General features: G+C 38.6%; 17 protein-coding genes and 2 tRNA genes. 7 read left to right on the forward strand and 12 right to left on the reverse strand.

From position 1 onward, the window contains the following. Positions 1–327 precede the first annotated feature (327 nt). From CWC11_RS03360 to CWC11_RS03375, 4 genes are all read right to left on the reverse strand, one after another. Positions 328–404: transfer RNA gene (locus CWC11_RS03360), tRNA-Val, on the reverse strand. A 247-nt stretch (positions 405–651) separates the two neighbouring features. Continuing rightward, positions 652–728, reverse strand: a tRNA-Val gene (locus CWC11_RS03365). Between the two features lie 113 nt (positions 729–841). Beyond that, positions 842–1,891 carry a DUF3080 family protein gene (locus tag CWC11_RS03370; protein WP_138681558.1) on the reverse strand — a complete coding sequence of 350 codons (1,050 nt, stop codon included), beginning with the start codon at positions 1,889–1,891 and terminating at the stop codon, positions 842–844. After that, complete coding sequence (locus CWC11_RS03375; protein WP_138681559.1) at positions 1,869–3,239, reverse strand: MATE family efflux transporter; 1,371 nt, start codon at positions 3,237–3,239, stop codon at positions 1,869–1,871. The genes CWC11_RS03370 and CWC11_RS03375 overlap by 23 nt, the downstream gene beginning before the upstream one ends. A 128-nt stretch (positions 3,240–3,367) precedes the next feature. Here CWC11_RS03375 and CWC11_RS03380 point away from each other — a divergent pair, with 128 nt between their 5' ends. Next, positions 3,368–3,994, forward strand: a complete 627-nt coding sequence (locus CWC11_RS03380; protein WP_138681560.1) for a riboflavin synthase subunit alpha — start codon at positions 3,368–3,370, stop codon at positions 3,992–3,994. Here the strand turns inward: CWC11_RS03380 and CWC11_RS03385 are convergent. After that, complete coding sequence (locus CWC11_RS03385; RefSeq protein ID WP_058549774.1) at positions 3,991–4,194, reverse strand: CPXCG motif-containing cysteine-rich protein; 204 nt, start codon at positions 4,192–4,194, stop codon at positions 3,991–3,993. The genes CWC11_RS03380 and CWC11_RS03385 overlap by 4 nt on opposite strands. A 125-nt stretch (positions 4,195–4,319) precedes the next feature. Continuing rightward, complete coding sequence (locus tag CWC11_RS03390) at positions 4,320–5,180, reverse strand: fructosamine kinase family protein (protein WP_138681561.1); 861 nt, start codon at positions 5,178–5,180, stop codon at positions 4,320–4,322. Positions 5,181–5,289: 109 nt separating this feature from the next. Between CWC11_RS03390 and CWC11_RS03395 the strand changes: the two genes are divergently transcribed. Next, a complete protein-coding gene (locus CWC11_RS03395; RefSeq protein ID WP_138681562.1) occupies positions 5,290–5,982 on the forward strand; it encodes a DUF445 domain-containing protein in 693 nt (230 codons plus the stop codon). 49 nt (positions 5,983–6,031) lie between these two features. Here the strand turns inward: CWC11_RS03395 and CWC11_RS03400 are convergent, their stop codons facing one another. Continuing rightward, a complete protein-coding gene (locus CWC11_RS03400; RefSeq protein ID WP_138681563.1) occupies positions 6,032–6,394 on the reverse strand; it encodes a DUF3718 domain-containing protein in 363 nt (120 codons plus the stop codon). Positions 6,395–6,812: 418 nt separating this feature from the next. On the opposite strand from CWC11_RS03400, the gene CWC11_RS03405 reads away from it, so the two are divergent. From CWC11_RS03405 to CWC11_RS03415, 3 genes are all read left to right on the forward strand, one after another. Next, entirely contained in the window at positions 6,813–7,598 is a 786-nt protein-coding gene (locus CWC11_RS03405) for a hypothetical protein (protein ID WP_138681564.1), read from the forward strand. Between the two features lie 100 nt (positions 7,599–7,698). Continuing rightward, entirely contained in the window at positions 7,699–9,081 is a 1,383-nt protein-coding gene (locus tag CWC11_RS03410) for an amidohydrolase (RefSeq protein WP_138681565.1), read from the forward strand. A 10-nt stretch (positions 9,082–9,091) separates the two neighbouring features. Then, complete coding sequence (locus tag CWC11_RS03415) at positions 9,092–10,336, forward strand: amidohydrolase family protein (protein ID WP_138681566.1); 1,245 nt, start codon at positions 9,092–9,094, stop codon at positions 10,334–10,336. Positions 10,337–10,480: 144 nt separating this feature from the next. Here CWC11_RS03415 and CWC11_RS03420 read toward each other — a convergent pair whose 3' ends face one another. Both CWC11_RS03420 and cspD read right to left on the reverse strand, forming a co-directional pair. Further along, positions 10,481–12,703, reverse strand: a complete 2,223-nt coding sequence (locus tag CWC11_RS03420) for an NADP-dependent isocitrate dehydrogenase (protein WP_138681567.1) — start codon at positions 12,701–12,703, stop codon at positions 10,481–10,483. Positions 12,704–13,229: 526 nt separating this feature from the next. After that, positions 13,230–13,448, reverse strand: a complete 219-nt coding sequence (gene cspD, locus CWC11_RS03425; RefSeq protein WP_004586755.1) for a cold shock domain-containing protein CspD — start codon at positions 13,446–13,448, stop codon at positions 13,230–13,232. Between the two features lie 208 nt (positions 13,449–13,656). Here cspD and clpS point away from each other — a divergent pair, with 208 nt between their 5' ends. After that, positions 13,657–13,965 carry an ATP-dependent Clp protease adapter ClpS gene (clpS, locus tag CWC11_RS03430; RefSeq protein ID WP_082660643.1) on the forward strand — a complete coding sequence of 103 codons (309 nt, stop codon included), beginning with the start codon at positions 13,657–13,659 and terminating at the stop codon, positions 13,963–13,965. Between the two features lie 229 nt (positions 13,966–14,194). Continuing rightward, positions 14,195–16,456: an ATP-dependent Clp protease ATP-binding subunit ClpA gene (gene clpA, locus CWC11_RS03435; RefSeq protein WP_138681568.1), complete on the forward strand. Its 2,262-nt coding sequence runs from the start codon at positions 14,195–14,197 to the stop codon at positions 16,454–16,456. 182 nt (positions 16,457–16,638) lie between these two features. On the opposite strand, the gene infA is transcribed toward clpA, so the two are convergent. The 3 genes from infA to aat all read right to left on the reverse strand — a co-directional run bounded on the left by infA (position 16,639) and on the right by aat (position 18,361). Next, positions 16,639–16,857 (reverse strand): translation initiation factor IF-1, encoded by a 219-nt coding sequence (gene infA, locus CWC11_RS03440; protein ID WP_002962494.1) that lies wholly within the window; start codon positions 16,855–16,857, stop codon positions 16,639–16,641. A 90-nt stretch (positions 16,858–16,947) separates the two neighbouring features. Further along, positions 16,948–17,652 (reverse strand): arginyltransferase, encoded by a 705-nt coding sequence (locus CWC11_RS03445; RefSeq protein WP_104642781.1) that lies wholly within the window; start codon positions 17,650–17,652, stop codon positions 16,948–16,950. Continuing rightward, positions 17,645–18,361 carry a leucyl/phenylalanyl-tRNA--protein transferase gene (aat, locus tag CWC11_RS03450; RefSeq protein ID WP_138681569.1) on the reverse strand — a complete coding sequence of 239 codons (717 nt, stop codon included), beginning with the start codon at positions 18,359–18,361 and terminating at the stop codon, positions 17,645–17,647. The genes CWC11_RS03445 and aat overlap by 8 nt, the downstream gene beginning before the upstream one ends. Positions 18,362–18,445: the final 84 nt, after the last annotated feature.

Consider the following 18,445-nt stretch of genomic DNA (forward strand, 5'->3'; position numbering starts at 1 on the left):
GGTATAACCTTTAAACATAAAGGTTATTTTATTTATATTACTTTGAATTCGTTCCACTGACTGGATTACCACTACTCTCCTATGTACCGGTTGTTAAAGACAAGGTAGTGCTTTTTCTTTGGATTTATTATTACTTTGAAGTGGTACGACTGAGTGGATTAGAACTACTGACCTTTGGACAGGGTGATCAAGAGTAGGTAGTGCTTTTTCTTTGGATTTATTATTGCTTTGAAGTGGTACGACTGAGTGGATTAGAACTACTGACCTTTGGACCGGGTGATCAAGAGTAGGTAGTGCTTTTTCTTTGGATTTATTATTACTTTGAAGTGGTACGACTGAGTGGATTCGAACCACCGACCCCTACCATGTCAAGGTAGTGCTCTAACCAACTGAGCTACAGTCGTACAATTTTATGAAGTGCTAAGATTGTACTTTTATGTATTTACTTAAATTTTGGTACGACTGAGTGGATTCGAACTACTGACCTTTGGACCGGGTGATCAAGAGTAGGTAGTGCTTTTCCTTCAGATGTACTTTTATGTATTTACTTAAATTTTGGTACGACTGAGTGGATTCGAGCTACTGACTTTTGGACCGGGTGATCAAGAGTAGGTAGTGCTTTTTCCTTCAGTGATACTTTTTCTTAAATTTTGGTACGACTGAGTGGATTCGAACCACCGACCCCTACCATGTCAAGGTAGTGCTCTAACCAACTGAGCTACAGTCGTATTACTTTATTTAAGTAGGTGTTAATTGCTTAACAACGGCGGCTAATATATAGCGTGGCGGTTGGTGAATCAAGCAAGTTTGTTATTTTTAAGTTTATTTGTCGTTTTTTTATTCATATTGGGCTTATTTCACACGTTTTATAAAAACCTTGCCACCAAATTACATGATTTTTAGCAGAGCTTTTTAGTAAGTTCAGTAAGTTAGTGCTTGATTGAGTTTTTATTAAGTTATTAATGGGCTCGCTTGTAATGCTTTGTTTAAACCACAGCTTTTTGTAAAGTGGTTGTAGCTCTTCTAAATAACCTGTGAGTTGTGCTTGATAAGGTTGAATATCTTTTAAATAAAACTTTTGAAATACATTACTTATTATTTTGGCTTTTTTATTGTTTTTGCCCACAGGGCAAAGGTCATTTAAGTTTAGTGTTTTTACAAACTTTGTAGCACTGTTATTTAACACCACTTGCGTGCGAGCTGATTGAATGAGCGCTTGATTAAATTGATACTTGTTTAACTGCTCAAGAGCACTAAAGATAGCATTCGCGTTAATACTATCAAACTCTTGGCTTCTTATTTGTTGTTTTATGGCAACCAGCTGTTTAAGGGCATGTAAAGTATCGCTGTAACCTGCAGGCTCTTTACTTAGCTCGGTTGATGTTAATTGCCATGTTTGGTTAAGCTCTCGTTCTTTAAAAAGCATGTTATTAAAATAGTGCATTAGATGCGTTTGTTTATAGGTTTTAGCTTTTTGTATTTTACTAAAAATGGGGCTATTTTTATCAAGCGAGTTTAAGCAAATCTGTGCGCTTTGTATAAAATTTATCTGATACTTAAATTGACCAGCAGGACTGGCCGTTTTACCTAATTGGTTATTGTGCTCACTGATTAGTACGTTTAATTTACAGTGGCTAATACCTGCAAGTTCAACAATACCTAAAGTAATATTATTTTTTTCAAGTGGTGCAGGGGGTAATAACGACAGTTGCTTAAGTGGGGTAGGCTCAACAGCAGCCACATCAAGTGTACTGCTTAAGCGTTCAACATAGGTTTTATTAGTATCACTTGGGGCTTTAATACAGCCAACCAGCAAAAAGCCACACAGTATTAGTAAAGTAACTAATGCTGTGTCGTTTGAAAGTTTGCTAGCTTTTATTGAGTGTTTCATAATTACTAAACTCATACTTAAGGCGTTTATGCACTGTGAGCATTAAGAATATAGCCGCAACACTTAGGCCAACTATTATTCCTACCCAAAAGCCATGAGGCCCCATGGCTGGTACGATTATATCTGTTCTTGCCAATACGAAACCTAAGCAAAAGCCGATTAACCAATATGATATAAACGTAATGTACGATATTGGTGTGGTGTATTTTAAGCCTCTTAAAATGCCATTGGCCGCAACTTGTAGCGCATCAGGCAATTGATATATACACGCCAATATCATGATTGATGAGGCCAATGCTAACACCGCAGGGCTGTCGCTATACAGTTGGCTTATATAGTCTCTGCCTGTAAATGTAATGAGCGCCAAAAATAATGCAATAGCAATAGCTAAAATATAGCTGGTAGAAACCGCTACTTTTAATTGCGTCATATTATTTTGACCAAACAAATTACCAATACGAATACTAATAGCGATTGATAGGCTCAAGGGCATCATGAAAAGTAATGTAGTCACACTTGCAGCTATTTGATGCCCTGATACCGCAACGGCACCTAAATGAGCAATAAACAAAGGAATACATGCAAATAAAGTTACCTCAAAAAAAGTGGCTAACGATATAGGTATACCAAGCTTTGTTATAATACCAATAGTACTAAAGTTAGGTTTTTCAAATGATGAAAGCAGCCCTTTAGCATCTATTTTTTTACTCATTTGGCAATAGGTAACTTGAGCTATGGTCATAATAGTTAAAACGATAGCGGTAGCAATACCGCACCCCGCACCGCCGTAGGCAGGTAAACCAAATAAGCCATTTATAAATATGTAATTAACCGGAATATTTACAGCCAGCCCTAGCAGGCTGATATAAAAAGCGGGCTTGGTCATACCCATGCCTTCGGTTACGTTTCTGTATACTGTAAATATTAAAAAGCCAAATACTCCCCATTTTACAAAGTGAATGTAATCGTAAGCTAAATTAGCAATCGCTGGGCTGGTATCGAGTTTAAAAATAATAGTGTCGGCTAAATAGCTTATTGCAAAGCCGGTAAAACTTAAAATAGCGGTTAAATAAAGCGCTTGTTGAAAATAGTGGCTAATGCCTTTTCTGTCATCCGCACCTGAAAACTGCGCAATAATACCGGTAAGGGCTAATAAAATCCCTTGTAAAGCCAGTAATAAAGGGTTCCAAATACCCGTAGCAATAGAAAGCGCGGCCAAGTCGGTTGGGCTTACTTGTCCGGCCATAATGGTGTCGACCACCGACATTAAAATAAGTGTTACTTGCGCTAAAAAAACAGGTAAAGCAAGGGAAAGTAAACGCTTAGCTTCCCAATTACAAAAGGTCATAAAAACAGCTATTAAATAAAACAGGGCGCAATTGTAATCTATTGTGTTTCAAATAAAAATCACAGTAGTGAATGATTTTGCGAGTTGATACGTTAAACTAACACTTTGTAATAATTTAAAGTGATTTTATGTTTACAGGAATTGTGCAAACACAAGCGACCGTTGTATCTAAAGTGCTAAGTGAAGGCGTTATACGCTTAGTTGTTTCGGTAGGTGATGAGTATGTTAAGCACCTTGATTTAGGGGCGAGTATTGCAATTAATGGCTGCTGTTTAACCGTTGTTAAAGTTGAACTAAGTAACCACGATGTAGTGGCGCAAGTTCACTTTGATGTGATTGACGAAACGCTCGCGCTTACAAACTTAGGAGAGTTAGAGCTAGGTAGTTTAGTTAATTATGAGCGCTCTGTAACGTTTGGAACTGAGCTTGGCGGGCATATAGTGTCGGGGCATATTCATTGTGCGGCACAAATAAGCCAAATAATTAAAGTACAAAGTAACTGTAAAATACAGCTTAGTCTACCTAAAAAATGGCAAAAATATGTGATCTACAAAGGGTTTGTAGCTATTAATGGCGCAAGCCTAACTGTTGGTGAGGTAGATGAACACGGTTTTTGGTTACACCTGATCCCCGAAACACTGGCCATTACTAATTTAGGGTCAGCGCAAGTAGGCGATAAGCTAAACATTGAGGTAGATCAGCAAACCTACACCATAATTAATACGGTCGAAAACTACTTACGCCACCAAGGCTAGAATATTTGTTCATTATCGCTATCTATATGTAACTCTAGCTTTTTATTCGCATGGTCAATGTGCATGTTTAAATGGATAGGGTTACAGCAAGCGCTGCACTCTTCAATGTAGTCTTGATCGCCCATACTTGCGTCTATATCTAAATGTATATGGTTGCCGCAATGTGGGCAGGTGATACGTTGTGATAAAAAGTCTTTCATAATCACTCCCGCTATAAATAATAAAGTTAGGTCCAACTTAATCTCTGACAGATGAACGTCTACTTACTCATTAAATATAGCGCTGAAATGCAGCTTATGACACTTATCTTACAGCTTTAAAACGCTTAACTAAGCAGCCTATCGATATGTTGTTTTGCTTCAGTAAGATAGTGCCCTGCAAATATATTAGCGTGGTTTAAAATAGGGTATAACTGGTATATGAATTTGCGTTTTTCGTAGTTTGGAGAAAGTGGGTAGTGCTTGTTATAGGCGTTATAGAAGTCGTTAGGTAATGGCGCAAATAATTCGCTCATTGCCATATCAACCTCACGGTCACCGTAATAGCAAGCAGGATTAAATAAAGTGGGTATATTTTTAATAAAACCCATATTCCCACGCCAAAAATCACCATGTAAAAGAGAGGGCTCTATATGATGATTATGCAGCTGCTCTTTAACTAAATTTATTATGCGCTCAGGTTCAACTAGGTTTATGTTTTTTTCAGCGAGGAGTTGTAATTGCCAGCCAATGCGCTCTTCTGCGTAAAATACATCCCACTTTTTATGCCATCTATTTGGTTGCACAGTAGTGGCTAAATAGTTATCTACATCAAAGCCATACATAGCTTGAGGGTGCTTTTGATGCAGCATTGCAAGGTGCTTTCCCATATCATCCCAGCGCGTATGTGGCTGCTTATCGAGTACGAGCCATTCGAGCACAATAAACGAAAACTCAATGTTAGCACCTGTTACAATACAATCAGGCACCATAAAAATACTGTTTTGTGTAAGAAGTTTAAGGCCTACTGCTTCGCTTTCGAGGCGTTCAAGCTCGCTTTTAAGCGCTATTTTAACTAAATAATTATGAGTACCATTGGTTAAATGAAAGAGTTTATCGGTATTTGTACTTTGCAATTGGCGTTTATAAGTGTGTTTAAAGTCATAATGAATGGCTTGGCTAATGTGCTCGTTTACAGTTTTCCACATAGTTATTGCTCGCCTTTTAAACAGGTCTTTAAACTATGGCAAAAAAGTATTAATTTAACAAACTAATCGTTGTAAAATTAACGATATAAAAAATACTAATGGAGCACTAATGAATAAGAGTTTTATCACTAATTTGCTAGCTGGCGCGTGTGTAGTGGCAGGTTACTTTTTTGACCAAGCAATTGTGTTGTCGGTTGGCTTATTTGCCCTCTCTGGTGCGGTTACAAATTTATTAGCTATTCATATGCTATTTGAAAAAGTCCCTTTTTTATACGGCTCTGGTGTTATAGCGCTAAAGTTTGAGAGCTTTAAAGTAGCAATTCGCGATTTAATATTAACTGAGTTTTTTTCAGAGCAAAAAATCAATAATCTGCTCAATAAAGCACAGCCAAATATCGACTTTGCACCCATTATTAGTAACGTTGATTTAAACCCTGCATTTGACAATTTATTAGAGGTAATAGAGCAGTCTCAGTTTGGCAGCATGTTAGGTATGTTTGGTGGCAAAGCCGCCATTGAGCCAATGCGTGAAAAATTTATAGAAAAAATGCAATTGTCGCTTAGTGAGATTTCTCAAACTGACAACTTTAAAGCACTAGTAAACCAAACACTCTCACAAGGTAATAGCGCACAAAGCTTACACGCTACGGTACTTAAATTAGTGGATGAGCGTTTAGATGAGTTAACACCTAAAATGGTGAAAGAAATTATTCAAACCATGATCCGTGAGCACTTAGGTTGGTTAGTGGTGTGGGGCGGTGTATTTGGTGGCTTATTTGGTTTAATTGCAGCTGTTATATAATAAAACTAAGCCTGATTATAAACAGGCTTAGTTTTGCATTAACGCCATACTATTTTGGCCCTGTAATAATTACTTTTTCAGGGTTAAATGTTTTTGCTATATCTTTAATTGACGTACGGGTACTGGTATCAATATTTAAATAGTTAGCGCTTTTATCTAAATTATATAATGTGACAAAGTCGCCCATTGATAAGTTATTGCATTCAAGCTTTTTGCTTATAACCGCTTTACTAATATATAAATTACGTGATGTTTTACGAAGTACATGCGCTTTATTAGCCGCTACAGCCATACATGCTTGTGTACCAACTGATGAATCAGTAGCTTCAAATTGAACTGCCGAAGCAGGGGTTACTAATAGTGTTGCGCCAACTACCAACGTTGTACATAAACTAGCTTTTAACGTATTCATAATTATTCCTCATTGTTTGTGGTTCAGCTTTATTATTGAGCTATTTAATCTAAAAAGCTGTTAACCAAACGCAACAAGGTGTAAGCATGTATGTGAAAAATACACACTTTACGTAGGTGCTTGAATATATACTTTTTAAAATGTGTTTTTTGACACACTTAAGTAAAATTATTTTATAGCGACCAATTTTATTAATAACATAATCATTCTATCGTATTAAATAGCGCACTCACTGCGTTAAAAATGATTCGTGTAGAATAATTACACATCATAATTTTGCCTTGTTATTGCGCTATTTTCTTAACAAAATAATAGACCACTAATTTAATGCAATTGGTATAACTTATTTTTTCAGCCTGCTATTATCGCCCCCATTATTTGTGATGTTTTATTAGCGCGTATTATATTAGGAGTACCAGTGAGCAAAACGTTAGCAAGCTATTATCAGCAAGCGTATGCATGTGAGCACAAGCATTTTAATCAATGTTTTTATTGTGGCTGCGAAGCAACAGAGCGAGACCATTGCCCGCCGCTGCATATGCTACAAAGCATTATAGATTTGGGCGAAGAAGCCGATTTTGTATCAATTGCAGCATGTTATGAGTGCCATGCACTATTACATAACGAAAGGCTTATGAGCATAGATGAGCGCTTTACTAAGCTTAAAAAAAAGCTCTCAAGCAAGTATGCAAAAGCGCTGCGCGTATACAATATGTGGGAAGAAAACGAACTTGGCGAAATGAGCGACGAATTTGCCCATAGCATTCAAGCGGGTATGAAATTAGGTAAAGAAGCATCAGAGCGCCTAGCGTTTACGGGCTTTAGTTATGCCACAGAAGAAGCGCGCGTAACCGTGCGTGAAAAAACTAAAGAGTTTGATGTAAAAGGCATGATTTTTACTGACTTTAAAGAAGCGTTAAACTACTGCATTAATAGTCTTCAAGTACAAAAAAATGATTTTTATAAAATTTTAGTAGAAGATTACAACGGCGACTTTAACAAAGCGTTAAGCCAATATCGTCATCGTCACGATAAAGTAACCGCAGCGAAAGACGGTAATACTTTAATTAAAGATTTTTCAAAGCAGCATAAGCAAAATTCAGATTTTGTAACACGTACCGTTAAACACTTTATAAGCAAAGATCCGTCACTTACGACTGAAGGTGCGCTTGAAAAGTTGTATAACAATTATATAAAAAAATAATTACAGTCATTTAACTCAATTAATCGCTTTTTTACCTGTTTTTTTAGCTTTATACCTTAGCTTTAGCTAAAGTAGCAAAAAAACAGGAGAACCTAACAACATGCAAAAATTTGCTCCCTCATTGTTAGCAGTTGGTTTAGCTGCTGCGCTTGTTGGTTGCCAAGAAAATGGCCCACAAGATCCAAAAATAACGATTAATAAAAACCCTTACCCAAGTACTTACAAACCAGTAGCTACTAGTAGCACATTAATCACAAACGCGACTGTACTTACCGGTACGGGTGAGCGTTTAGATGAAGCTGATGTTCTAATTGTTGATGGTAAAGTTCAGCAAGTAGGTAAAGACTTATCAGCTAATGCAGATACTACAATTGATGCAATGGGCAAATGGGTAACTCCAGGTATTATAGATGTTCACTCTCATCTAGGCGCCTACCCAAGCCCGTCGGTTGAGTCGCATCAAGATGGTAATGAAATGACGAGCCCGAATACTGCTGAGGTATGGGTAGAGCATTCTGTGTGGCCACAAGACCCTGGCTTTAACCGCGCTCGAGAAGGCGGTATTACCTCATTACAAATTTTACCAGGCTCAGCTAACTTATTTGGTGGCCGAGGCGTTACGCTTAAAAACGTACCAGCGCATACCATGCAAGCAATGAAATTCCCTGATGCGCCAAATGGTTTAAAAATGGCGTGTGGTGAAAACCCTAAACGTGTTTATGGTCGTCAAGGTACATTACCTTCAACCCGTATGGGTAACATGGCAGGTTACCGTATGGCATGGACAGAAGCACAAGAATATAAGCGCGCATGGGACAAATACGACGCTGATTACGAAGCTGGCTTAAATCCAGAGGCACCTGTTCGCGACATTAAGCACGATACTCTTCGAGCTGTACTTGAAGGTGAAGTATTAATTCACAACCATTGTTATAAAGCTGAAGAAATGGCCATGATGATTGACCTTTCTAAAGAATTTAATTACCACGCTGGTACGTTTCACCACGGCGTAGAGGCTTACAAAATTGCCGATCTTTTAGCTGATAACGGTTCGTGTGCTGCACTTTGGCCCGATTGGTGGGGCTTTAAAATGGAAGCGTACGACATGGTTCAAGAAAATGTAGCGATTGTAGATGCGGTTAAAAACTCATGTGCGGTTGTGCACTCTGATTCTGATACAACCATTCAACGCTTAAACCAAGAAGCCGGTAAAGTAATGTACCGTGCAAACGAAAATGGTTTTGATATTTCTGAGCAGCATGCCATTAAATGGATCACGTCTAATGCTGCTAAATCTTTAGGCATTGCAGATAAAACAGGGTCTCTTGAAGCAGGTAAACAAGGTGATGTAGTTATTTGGAATCAAAGCCCATTTAGTGTTTACGCAAAAGCAGAGCAAGTGTTTGTGGATGGTGCAAAAGTTTATGACAGAAACGATAGCGCATTCCAAGCACAAAGTGATTTTATGTTAGGCCAACAATAAGGAGCCCAGAATGAAAAATTTATCACGTTCGTTTTCGCTATCTCTGGTTGCTGCTGGATTATTAGCCTCAGGTGCGGCAAGTGCCCAATCGCTTGCTATTATTAATGCAACACTTCATACCTCATCAGAGCAGGGCGTTTTAGAAAACGCTAGTATAGTAATGGATAACGGAAAAATTACCGCCATTAATCCAACACAAGTGCAAGCAGATAAAGTTATTGATGTAAAAGGTCAAATTGTAACACCTGGCTTTATTGCAAGTATTAACCAGCTTGGCCTTGTTGAAGTGAGTGCTGTTGCAGGTTCTCGCGATGCGGGCGAAGAAAAAGCGGGTATTGATTTTGATGTAAGCCTTGCTTATAACGCGCATTCAAGCTTAATACCTTATGCACGCAAAGGCGGTGTGACGCGCGATGTAATAACTCCTCACGGTGGCGACAGTATTTTTTCGGGCCTTGCGAGTGTTGTTGATTTAAGTGGTAGTTTTGATAGCGACATTCAAAAACAAGCCGCTTTAATTGTTTATTTAGGTGAGCGCAGCAAAGGTTCTCGTGCGTTTACATTGCAAACGCTTATTAATAAGCTTGAAGAGCACCAAACTAAAGCGGCTAAAAAGCCTAAAAAAGATGACGACAGTAAGCCAAGTACCGAAGATAAAGTAATGGCTAAAGTACTTAGCGGCGATATGCCACTTGTAGTAGGTGTATCGCGTGCGGCAGATATTATCGAGCTTCTTAAAGTTAAAAAACAGTTTGGCATTAATTTAGTACTCAATGGTGCACAAGATGCAGTTGTAGTAAAAGAGAAGCTAGCTCAAGCACAAGTGCCAGTAATTATTAGTGCAATGGATAGCTTACCTTCAAGTTTTGATTCACTTCATGCAAGTTTAGATAACGCAGCCGTGCTTGAAAAAGCTGGAGTAAAGGTTATTTTAACGGTAGGCGGGGATGCCAGCCATAATATTTACCAGCTTCGTTTTGATGCCGGTAATGCAGTTTCGTATGGCATGAGCCAACAAGGTGCATTAAACGCTGTTACATCCAATGTAGCCGACGTATTTGGCATAAATGCAGGTAGCCTGGAAGTAGGTAAAGCTGCCGATGTGGTTGTATGGAGTAACGACCCATTTGAGCTAAGCAGCCATGTAAGCAAAATGATTATTAACGGTGAAGAAGTTTCTACACAGTCTCGTCAAGATAAGCTACGTGACCGCTATACTACAGATTCAACAATGCCACGCGCTTATACAAAATAATTAACATAGCTTTAATTATCTAAAATTCAGGTTAATTATTAAAGGCCGCTACTTAAAGTTAAAGTAGCGGCCTTTTTATATAAAATGAAGACATAAAAAAACCGCTTACTTTAAAAGTAAGCGGTTTTTTAATTCAATCTAAAGTTATACTAATTTAGATAAAATTTCGTTAAATGTAGCACTTGGGCGCATTGCTTTAAATGCAGCATCATCATTTGGTTGGAAGTAACCAGATAAGTCTACAGCAGGGCCTTGAGCTTCATTAAGCTCGTTTACGATTTGATCTTTTTGTGTCTCTAAATCGCTAGCAATTTGAGTGAACTGCGCTTTAAGCTCACTGTCTTCGTCTTGTTTTGCAAGCTCTTGGGCCCAGAATAAAGATAAGAAGAAATGAGAACCACGGTTATCAATTTCTTTTACTTTACGTGAAGGCGACTTGTTTTGTGCAAGGAAAGTACCTGTTGCTTTATCTAGTGTATCTGCAAGTACTTGTGCTTTTTTGTTACCAGCAGTCACACTTAAGTGTTCAAGTGATGCAGCAAGTGCTAAAAACTCACCTAAAGAATCCCAACGTAAGTGATTTTCTTTTTCGAATTGCTGAACGTGCTTAGGTGCAGAACCACCCGCGCCAGTTTCAAATAAGCCACCACCGTTCATAAGTGGAACAATTGAAAGCATTTTAGCACTTGTACCCAACTCTAAAATTGGGAATAAATCTGTTAGGTAATCACGTAGTACGTTACCTGTTACAGAAATAGTGTCTTTACCTTCTTTAATACGCGCTAAAGAGAACAGTGTTGCTTCAAGCGGTGCTAAAATTTGAATATCTAGGCCAGCAGTGTCGTGATCTGGTAGGTATTTGTTCACTTTTTTGATTAGTTGTGCATCGTGAGCACGGTTTTCGTCTAACCAAAAAATTGCCGGAACGCCAGTTGCACGTGCACGGTTTACTGCAAGTTTAACCCAGTCTTGGATTGGTGCATCTTTAACCTGACACATTCTCCAAATATCGCCTTGCTCAACAGTGTGCTCAAGTAAAGTAGCGCCATTTGCATCAACAACACGGATAGAACCGTCAGCTTTTGCTTCAAACGTTTTATCGTGCGAACCGTACTCTTCAGCTTTTTGAGCCATAAGGCCAACGTTTGGAACGCTACCCATAGTTGTTGGATCAAACGCGCCGTTTTCTTTACAAAAATCAATAGTAGCTTGGTAAACACCTGAGTAACAACGATCTGGAATTACAAAGCTCGTGTCTTGTAATTTACCATCGTTATTCCACATTTGACCGCTTGAACGGATTGCAGCAGGCATAGACGCATCAATGATCACATCACTTGGTACGTGTAAGTTTGTAATGCCACGGTCAGAATCAACCATAGCAATGGCAGGACGGTTTGCGTAAACAGCTTGAATATCTGCTTCAATTTCTTTGCGCTTAGCGTCGTCTAATGTTTGAATTTTAGAATATACATCGCCTAAACCATTATTTACATCAACACCTAGCTCTTCAAAAAGCTCACCGTGTTTAGCAAATACATCTTTGTAGAATACTTTAACAGCGTGACCAAAAATAATTGGATCAGACACTTTCATCATTGTCGCTTTCATATGAAGCGAGAATAAAACGCCTTTTTCTTTAGCTGCATCAATTTCTGCTGCTAAAAACGCTTGAAGCTTAGAAGCGCTGATGCGTGATGCATCAATAACTTCACCAGCTAAAAGTGGTGTGCTTTGCTTAAGTACAGTTACATCGCCGTTAGTAGCTACATGTTCAATACGAACATCAGTTGCAGTATCTACAGTAACTGATTGCTCAGAACCAAAGAAATCGCCTTCGTTCATGCTTGCAACGTATGACTGTGAATCTTTGCTCCATGCACCCATTGAATGAGGATTGTTACGTGCATATTCTTTAACAGAACCTGGCGCGCGACGATCAGAGTTACCTTCACGTAATACAGGGTTTACTGCACTACCTTTAATTTTATCGTAAGTCGCTTGGATTGCTTTTTCTTCATCGTTTTTAGGCTCTGAAGGGTATTCAGGTAACGCGTAACCTTTAGCTTGTAGCTCTTTGATTACGGCGCGAAGCTGTGGAACAGATGCACTGATATTTGGTAGTTTGATGATGTTAGCTTCTGGTGTTTTTGCTAATTCGCCAAGCTCTGCAAGTGCATCATTAATGCGTTGCTCTGGTGTTAAGTAATCAGGGAAGTTTGCAATTACACGACCTGCTAATGAGATATCGCGAGTTTCAACTTCAACACCTGCCGCATTAGTATAGGCTTGGATAATTGGTAACAACGAGTAAGTTGCTAGTGCCGGAGCTTCGTCCGTTTTTGTATAGATAATTTTTGATGTCATCATCATTCCTAGATAGTAGGCCAAAGGCCTTATTCAACAATGCAAAGGAACTCATTAAGCTTGAGAAGCCGTATCAACTCTCAAATAATGAATAGTTTGTTAGGTGTTGGTACTCATTATTGCCTTTTAATAAAGCAGAATAACCACACCTGACGAACTGGGTTCCTGTTTATAATTCAACGAATAAAACGCTACACTTAACCACTAAATTGGTTTTAGTGGTATTAGCCTTTAGCATAGGAAGTTCCTAATACAAAAACACTTAGGTAATTGCGATGTTAATACGTTGTTTTTAGCACCAAGAGTGTAACAAGCTTGGCTAAAAAGGGCTAGGTTTTGAACTTGCCAACAAGTATATAAATAGCTCTGTGTTAGAACATTGGGGTATATAAAATAAATTCAAGGAAAAGGGTTGAAATTACGTAAAATGAGGCAATAAATGACAGTAGAAGCAAAGAAGTGTGTTTTGAAGGATTAAGCGAGGATCTAAATTAGGTCACTCGCTTTTAGTGGAACAAAGTTGCAATCACTCTAAAATGTCACCGTTAGGGGCAATGTTTTTAGCATGAAGGCCTTTAGGACCTTGTTCTAATTCGAATGTTACATCTTGACCAGCTTTAAGTGTCTTATAACCGTCCATTACGATCGTTGAGTAATGAGCGAAAATATCATTCTCGCAGCCGTCTTCTACGATGAAACCAAAACCTTTGGCGTTGTTGAACCATTTGACTTTACCACAAGCCATACTTCTACATCCTTCTATAAGTTGACTAATTTAGTTATTCTAAACCGTATAATTTGCTAGACTGACTAAGGTTTAATCAATCTATATTTGACTGTAGTTTATTTAGCCAACCAGTCAAGTGTTTTAAGTTATTTTTTAACATTTTATTTATTTTTTATTCAAGTTTGCTTGAGTTCCAAAGACAAGACTATATTTAATTATGAGTGGTATGAAAGATTCAGGTGTTATAGACACAGTTCGCGATAGTGAAAAGCAAAAGCTACAGCCACCGCGAAAATACAAAGTTGTTTTAAATAACGACGACTACACGCCTATGGACTTTGTAATAGAAGTTCTGATGACGTTTTTTAATATGGATAGCGATAGAGCAACCGACGTGATGCTTCAAATTCATGAAAAAGGTAAAGGTATATGCGGGGTTTACAGCCTCGACGTAGCCCATACCAAAGCTGAACAAGTTAACCGCTACTCGCGGGATAACGAGCATCCACTGCTTTGTAGTTGTGAGCAGGAATAAATACCAATTTTATTAAAAAGTGATCATTTAAGCGGATTAAATAACTTATTAACTTCGTTAAAAATTATTTATATAGAACAACTATATTTGTAATTTTTGCCTTGTAACTAAGCTATTTACTCATCGCTATAATAGCCACTAATTTGATGCAATTGGTATAAATACCAATTAGGGTGATCAAACATCCAATTGATGTGGTATAAATTATTATCTCAGTAAGGGGTTGCCAATGCTAAACAAAGACTTAGAACTAACCTTAAATGCCGCGTTTCGTGAAGCGCGCACTCGCCGTCATGAGTTTATGACCGTAGAGCACCTTTTACTTGCGCTTTTAGATAACCCGTCAGCGGGGGAAGCATTAAACGCGTGCGGTGTTGATATTTCAGGCTTAAAAACTGAACTATTAGAGTTTATCGACGAAACCACGCCGGTAATTCCAGATTTAGAAGAAGAGCGCGAAACTCAGCCTACACTTGGCTTTCAACGAGTCCTTCAGCGTGCAGTTTTTCATGTTCAATCATCAGGAAAAAATGAAGTAACAGGCGTAAACGTTTTGGTTGCTATTTTTTCAGAGCAAGAAAGCCAAGCCGTATATTTACTTAAAAAGAGCGATATTTCTCGCTTAGATATTGTTAACTTTATTTCTCATGGTATTTCAAAAGCAGATGATGAGTTAGGTGACGACACCGACGACATTCATGAAGAAGTGCAAGAAGTACAAAACGAAGAAGCAAGCAAACTAGATAGCTTTACTACTAATTTAAACGCACAAGCCCGTGATGGTCATATTGACCCATTAATTGGTCGTGATAGCGAAGTAGAGCGCACAGTACAGGTATTGTGTCGCCGTAAAAAGAATAACCCGTTACTTGTGGGTGAAGCCGGGGTTGGTAAAACAGCCATTGCAGAAGGCCTTGCGTATCGAATTGTAAACGAGCAAGTACCAGAGGTAATTGCTGATGCAGTTGTTTACTCTCTTGATATGGGCGCATTGCTGGCGGGCACTAAATACCGTGGGGATTTTGAAAAACGCTTTAAAAGTTTATTAAAAGAGCTGCAAGCAAAACCAGGCTCGATTTTATTTATTGATGAAATACACACGATTATTGGTGCAGGTGCAGCTTCGGGCGGCGTAATGGATGCATCAAACTTATTAAAACCACTACTTTCTAGTGGGCAATTACGTTGTATGGGCTCAACTACATACAATGAATATAAAAATATTTTTGAGAAAGACCGCGCATTGGTTCGCCGCTTTCAAAAAATTGATGTACTTGAACCAAGTGTTGCCGATACCACTAAAATATTAAATGGCTTAAAAGAGCGTTACGAAGAGCATCATGGTATTCGTTATACGCAAAAAGCCCTTAAAGCAGCCGCTGAGCTAAGCGCTAAGTACATTAATGAACGTCACTTACCTGACAAAGCCATTGATGTAATAGACGAAGCCGGTGCAAACCAGCGCTTGCAACCTAGTTCTAAGCGTAAAAAAACCATTGGTGTATCAGATATTGAGTTGATCATATCTAAAATGGCACGTATTCCACCGCAAAATGTGTCATCAACAGATAAAGAAACGCTTAAAAACCTTGATCGTAATCTTAAAATGTTGGTGTTTGGGCAAGATCAATCTATTGACGCACTTACATCAGCTATTAGATTATCTCGTTCAGGACTTGCGAACGAAGATAAACCAGTGGGTTCTTTCTTATTTGCAGGCCCAACAGGTGTAGGTAAAACAGAAGTCACTAAACAGCTAGCTAAATGTATGGGTGTTGAGTTTATTCGTTTTGATATGTCTGAGTACGTTGAGCGCCATGCGGTGAGTCGTTTAATTGGTGCACCACCAGGCTACGTAGGGTTTGAGCAAGGCGGATTATTAACCGAAGCTGTAATTAAAAACCCACATGCTGTTGTACTTTTGGATGAAATTGAAAAAGCACATCCAGATATTTACAATATTTTGCTGCAAGTAATGGATCACGGTACGTTAACCGACAACAACGGCCGTAAAGCCGACTTTAGAAATGTGGTTGTAGTAATGACTACCAATGCCGGTGTGCAAGAAACAACGCGTAAATCTATTGGCTTTAGTGAGCAAGACCATACGCACGATGCAATGGGCGAAATTAATAAAGTATTCTCGCCAGAATTTAGAAACCGCTTAGATAACATTATTTGGTTTAACCACCTTGAAAAAGACGTTATTTTACAAGTTGTTGATAAATTTGTTGTAGAACTGCAAACGCAATTAGATAAGAAGTCAGTTAATTTAGAACTTACATCTAAAGCGCGCGAATGGCTTGCAGACAAAGGCTACGATAAAGCAATGGGAGCGCGACCTATGGCGCGTGTTCTTCAAGAAGAGCTTAAAAAACCACTGGCCAACGAAATTTTATTTGGTCAACTTATTGATGGCGGCACAGTTAAAGTGTCTGTTAAAGATAAAAAAATACGCTTTGATTATGAAAGTAATTTAACACCAGCGTAATTAAAAATAGCTCGCTTACAGCGAGCTATTTTTTTGCTTCTTACTGGCAACAAAAAACCCAGCAAAAGCTGGGTTTTTTGTTTATTAAATGTAATTGCTAGTGAGTACCATCAATTACATTTAATAAACGCTTAAAGCTAGTTATGCACTAGCCAAAAACTAAATCTCGTTTACGCACTTACTTAGCGAGCACGGAATACGATACGACCTTTCGATAAATCGTAAGGAGTCATTTCTACCGTTACTTTATCGCCGGTTAAAATACGGATATAGTTTTTGCGCATTTTACCTGAAATATGAGCCACAACTACGTGACCATTTTCTAGCTCAACTCGGAACATTGTATTTGGTAAAGTATCAAGGACTGTCCCTTGCATTTCGATTACGTCTTCTTTCGCCATGTTTAGCGTAACACCTCTTTAATAGTTAAACGCTGCAGATTTTGCCCAAAATACGCCAATAAGTAAAGGCGCAGGGGGCATTTTTGCAAATTAAATAGCCAACCACTCATCATTAACCTGTTTTTGTGCGGGCAAAAACTGAGTTTTGTACTTCATTTTGTCGCATTCGTCTATTTGGTAGCCCAAATACACAAATTCCTTATTTTGTTCTTTAGCAAATTTAAGCTGCTGTAAAATCATTACCGAGCCTAAACTATAGTGCTCAAAGTCGGGGTCAAAAAACGTATAAATAGCCGATATAGCGTTGTTCATACAATCAGTTACCGCAACGGCCACTAACGTATCTTGATGCCATAACTCTATAAATGTTATCTCTAGCCAGCTGCATAATAAAAAGCTCTGGAACTGCGTTTTATCAGGAGGGTACATAGAGCCATCGCTATGGCGTAAGCTTATATATTTACTGTAGAGCGGATAGTATTGCTCACGCTCAACACTTGAATATTTAACCTCAAATGCTGATTTTGCTTTGTTTTGTTTACGTTTTTGCGATTTTGATGGAATAAATTGTTGCGCTAATACACGTACTGAGTTGCACTCGCTACAAATAGGGCAGTGCGGGCGATAAATTTGGTTACCGCTGCGACGAAAGCCTAACGCTAATAGTTGTTCAAATTTATCAGTTGTATAACAGCTTGGATCTAAAATCACCAAAAGCTGTTCTTGTCGATCGGGTAGATAGCTACAAGCAAACTCTTGGCTTAAGCCAACGCGTGCCGGAAGATGTTCATTCATAAATTGCGTTTAGCTCCTGTGGTTCCCACATAGTTTGGTCAACACAATAAGTGTGTGCTTTTTTGAGTCTAGTCAAAAATTCTGAGCGGGGGATCACTTTTGCACCTAAAGAAGTTAAATAAGGGTTTTCTAGTTGGCAATCTATAAAATGTGCATTATTACGTTTTAGCCAATTAACCAACGCCCACATTGCAAGCTTCGAGCAGTTGGTTTGATGATGAAACATCGACTCGCCACAAAATACACCATTTTGCATAATGCCATAAAGGCCACCTGCTAGTTCACCATCACGCCAAATTTCAACACTGTGTGCAATACCAGCCTCGTGCGCATCGTTGTATGCGTCAATCATATCTTGAGTGATCCAAGTGCCATCGGTATCAATGCGTTGCTCACAGCACGCTTCAATCACCTCAGCAAACGCATTATTAACAGTGACTTTTACGGGGTGCTTTTTTAAATGCTTTCGCAGGCTCTTACTTATATGAAACTCATTAAGCTCTACAATGCCACGCTCGCTTGGCGACCACCACATAATGGGCTCGTCTTCACTAAACCACGGAAAAATACCATTTTTGTAAGCATTACTTAAACGAGCAACTGATAAATCACCGCCTATTGCCAGTAACCCATCAGGAGAGGTGAGTGCATATTCAGGATGTGGAAATGCTATATCGTTTTCACTCAATTGGTATAGCTGGTTTCTCATACATTGCTTAATTTATTAATTATCTTAAAAGTGTAACTATATTTTAGGCATAAAAAAAGGCTGAATTATCAGCCCTTTCTAAAT

The sequence above is a fragment of the Pseudoalteromonas sp. S3178 genome, assembly GCF_005886985.1.
GTDB classification, from domain to species: Bacteria; Pseudomonadota; Gammaproteobacteria; order Enterobacterales; family Alteromonadaceae; genus Pseudoalteromonas; species Pseudoalteromonas carrageenovora.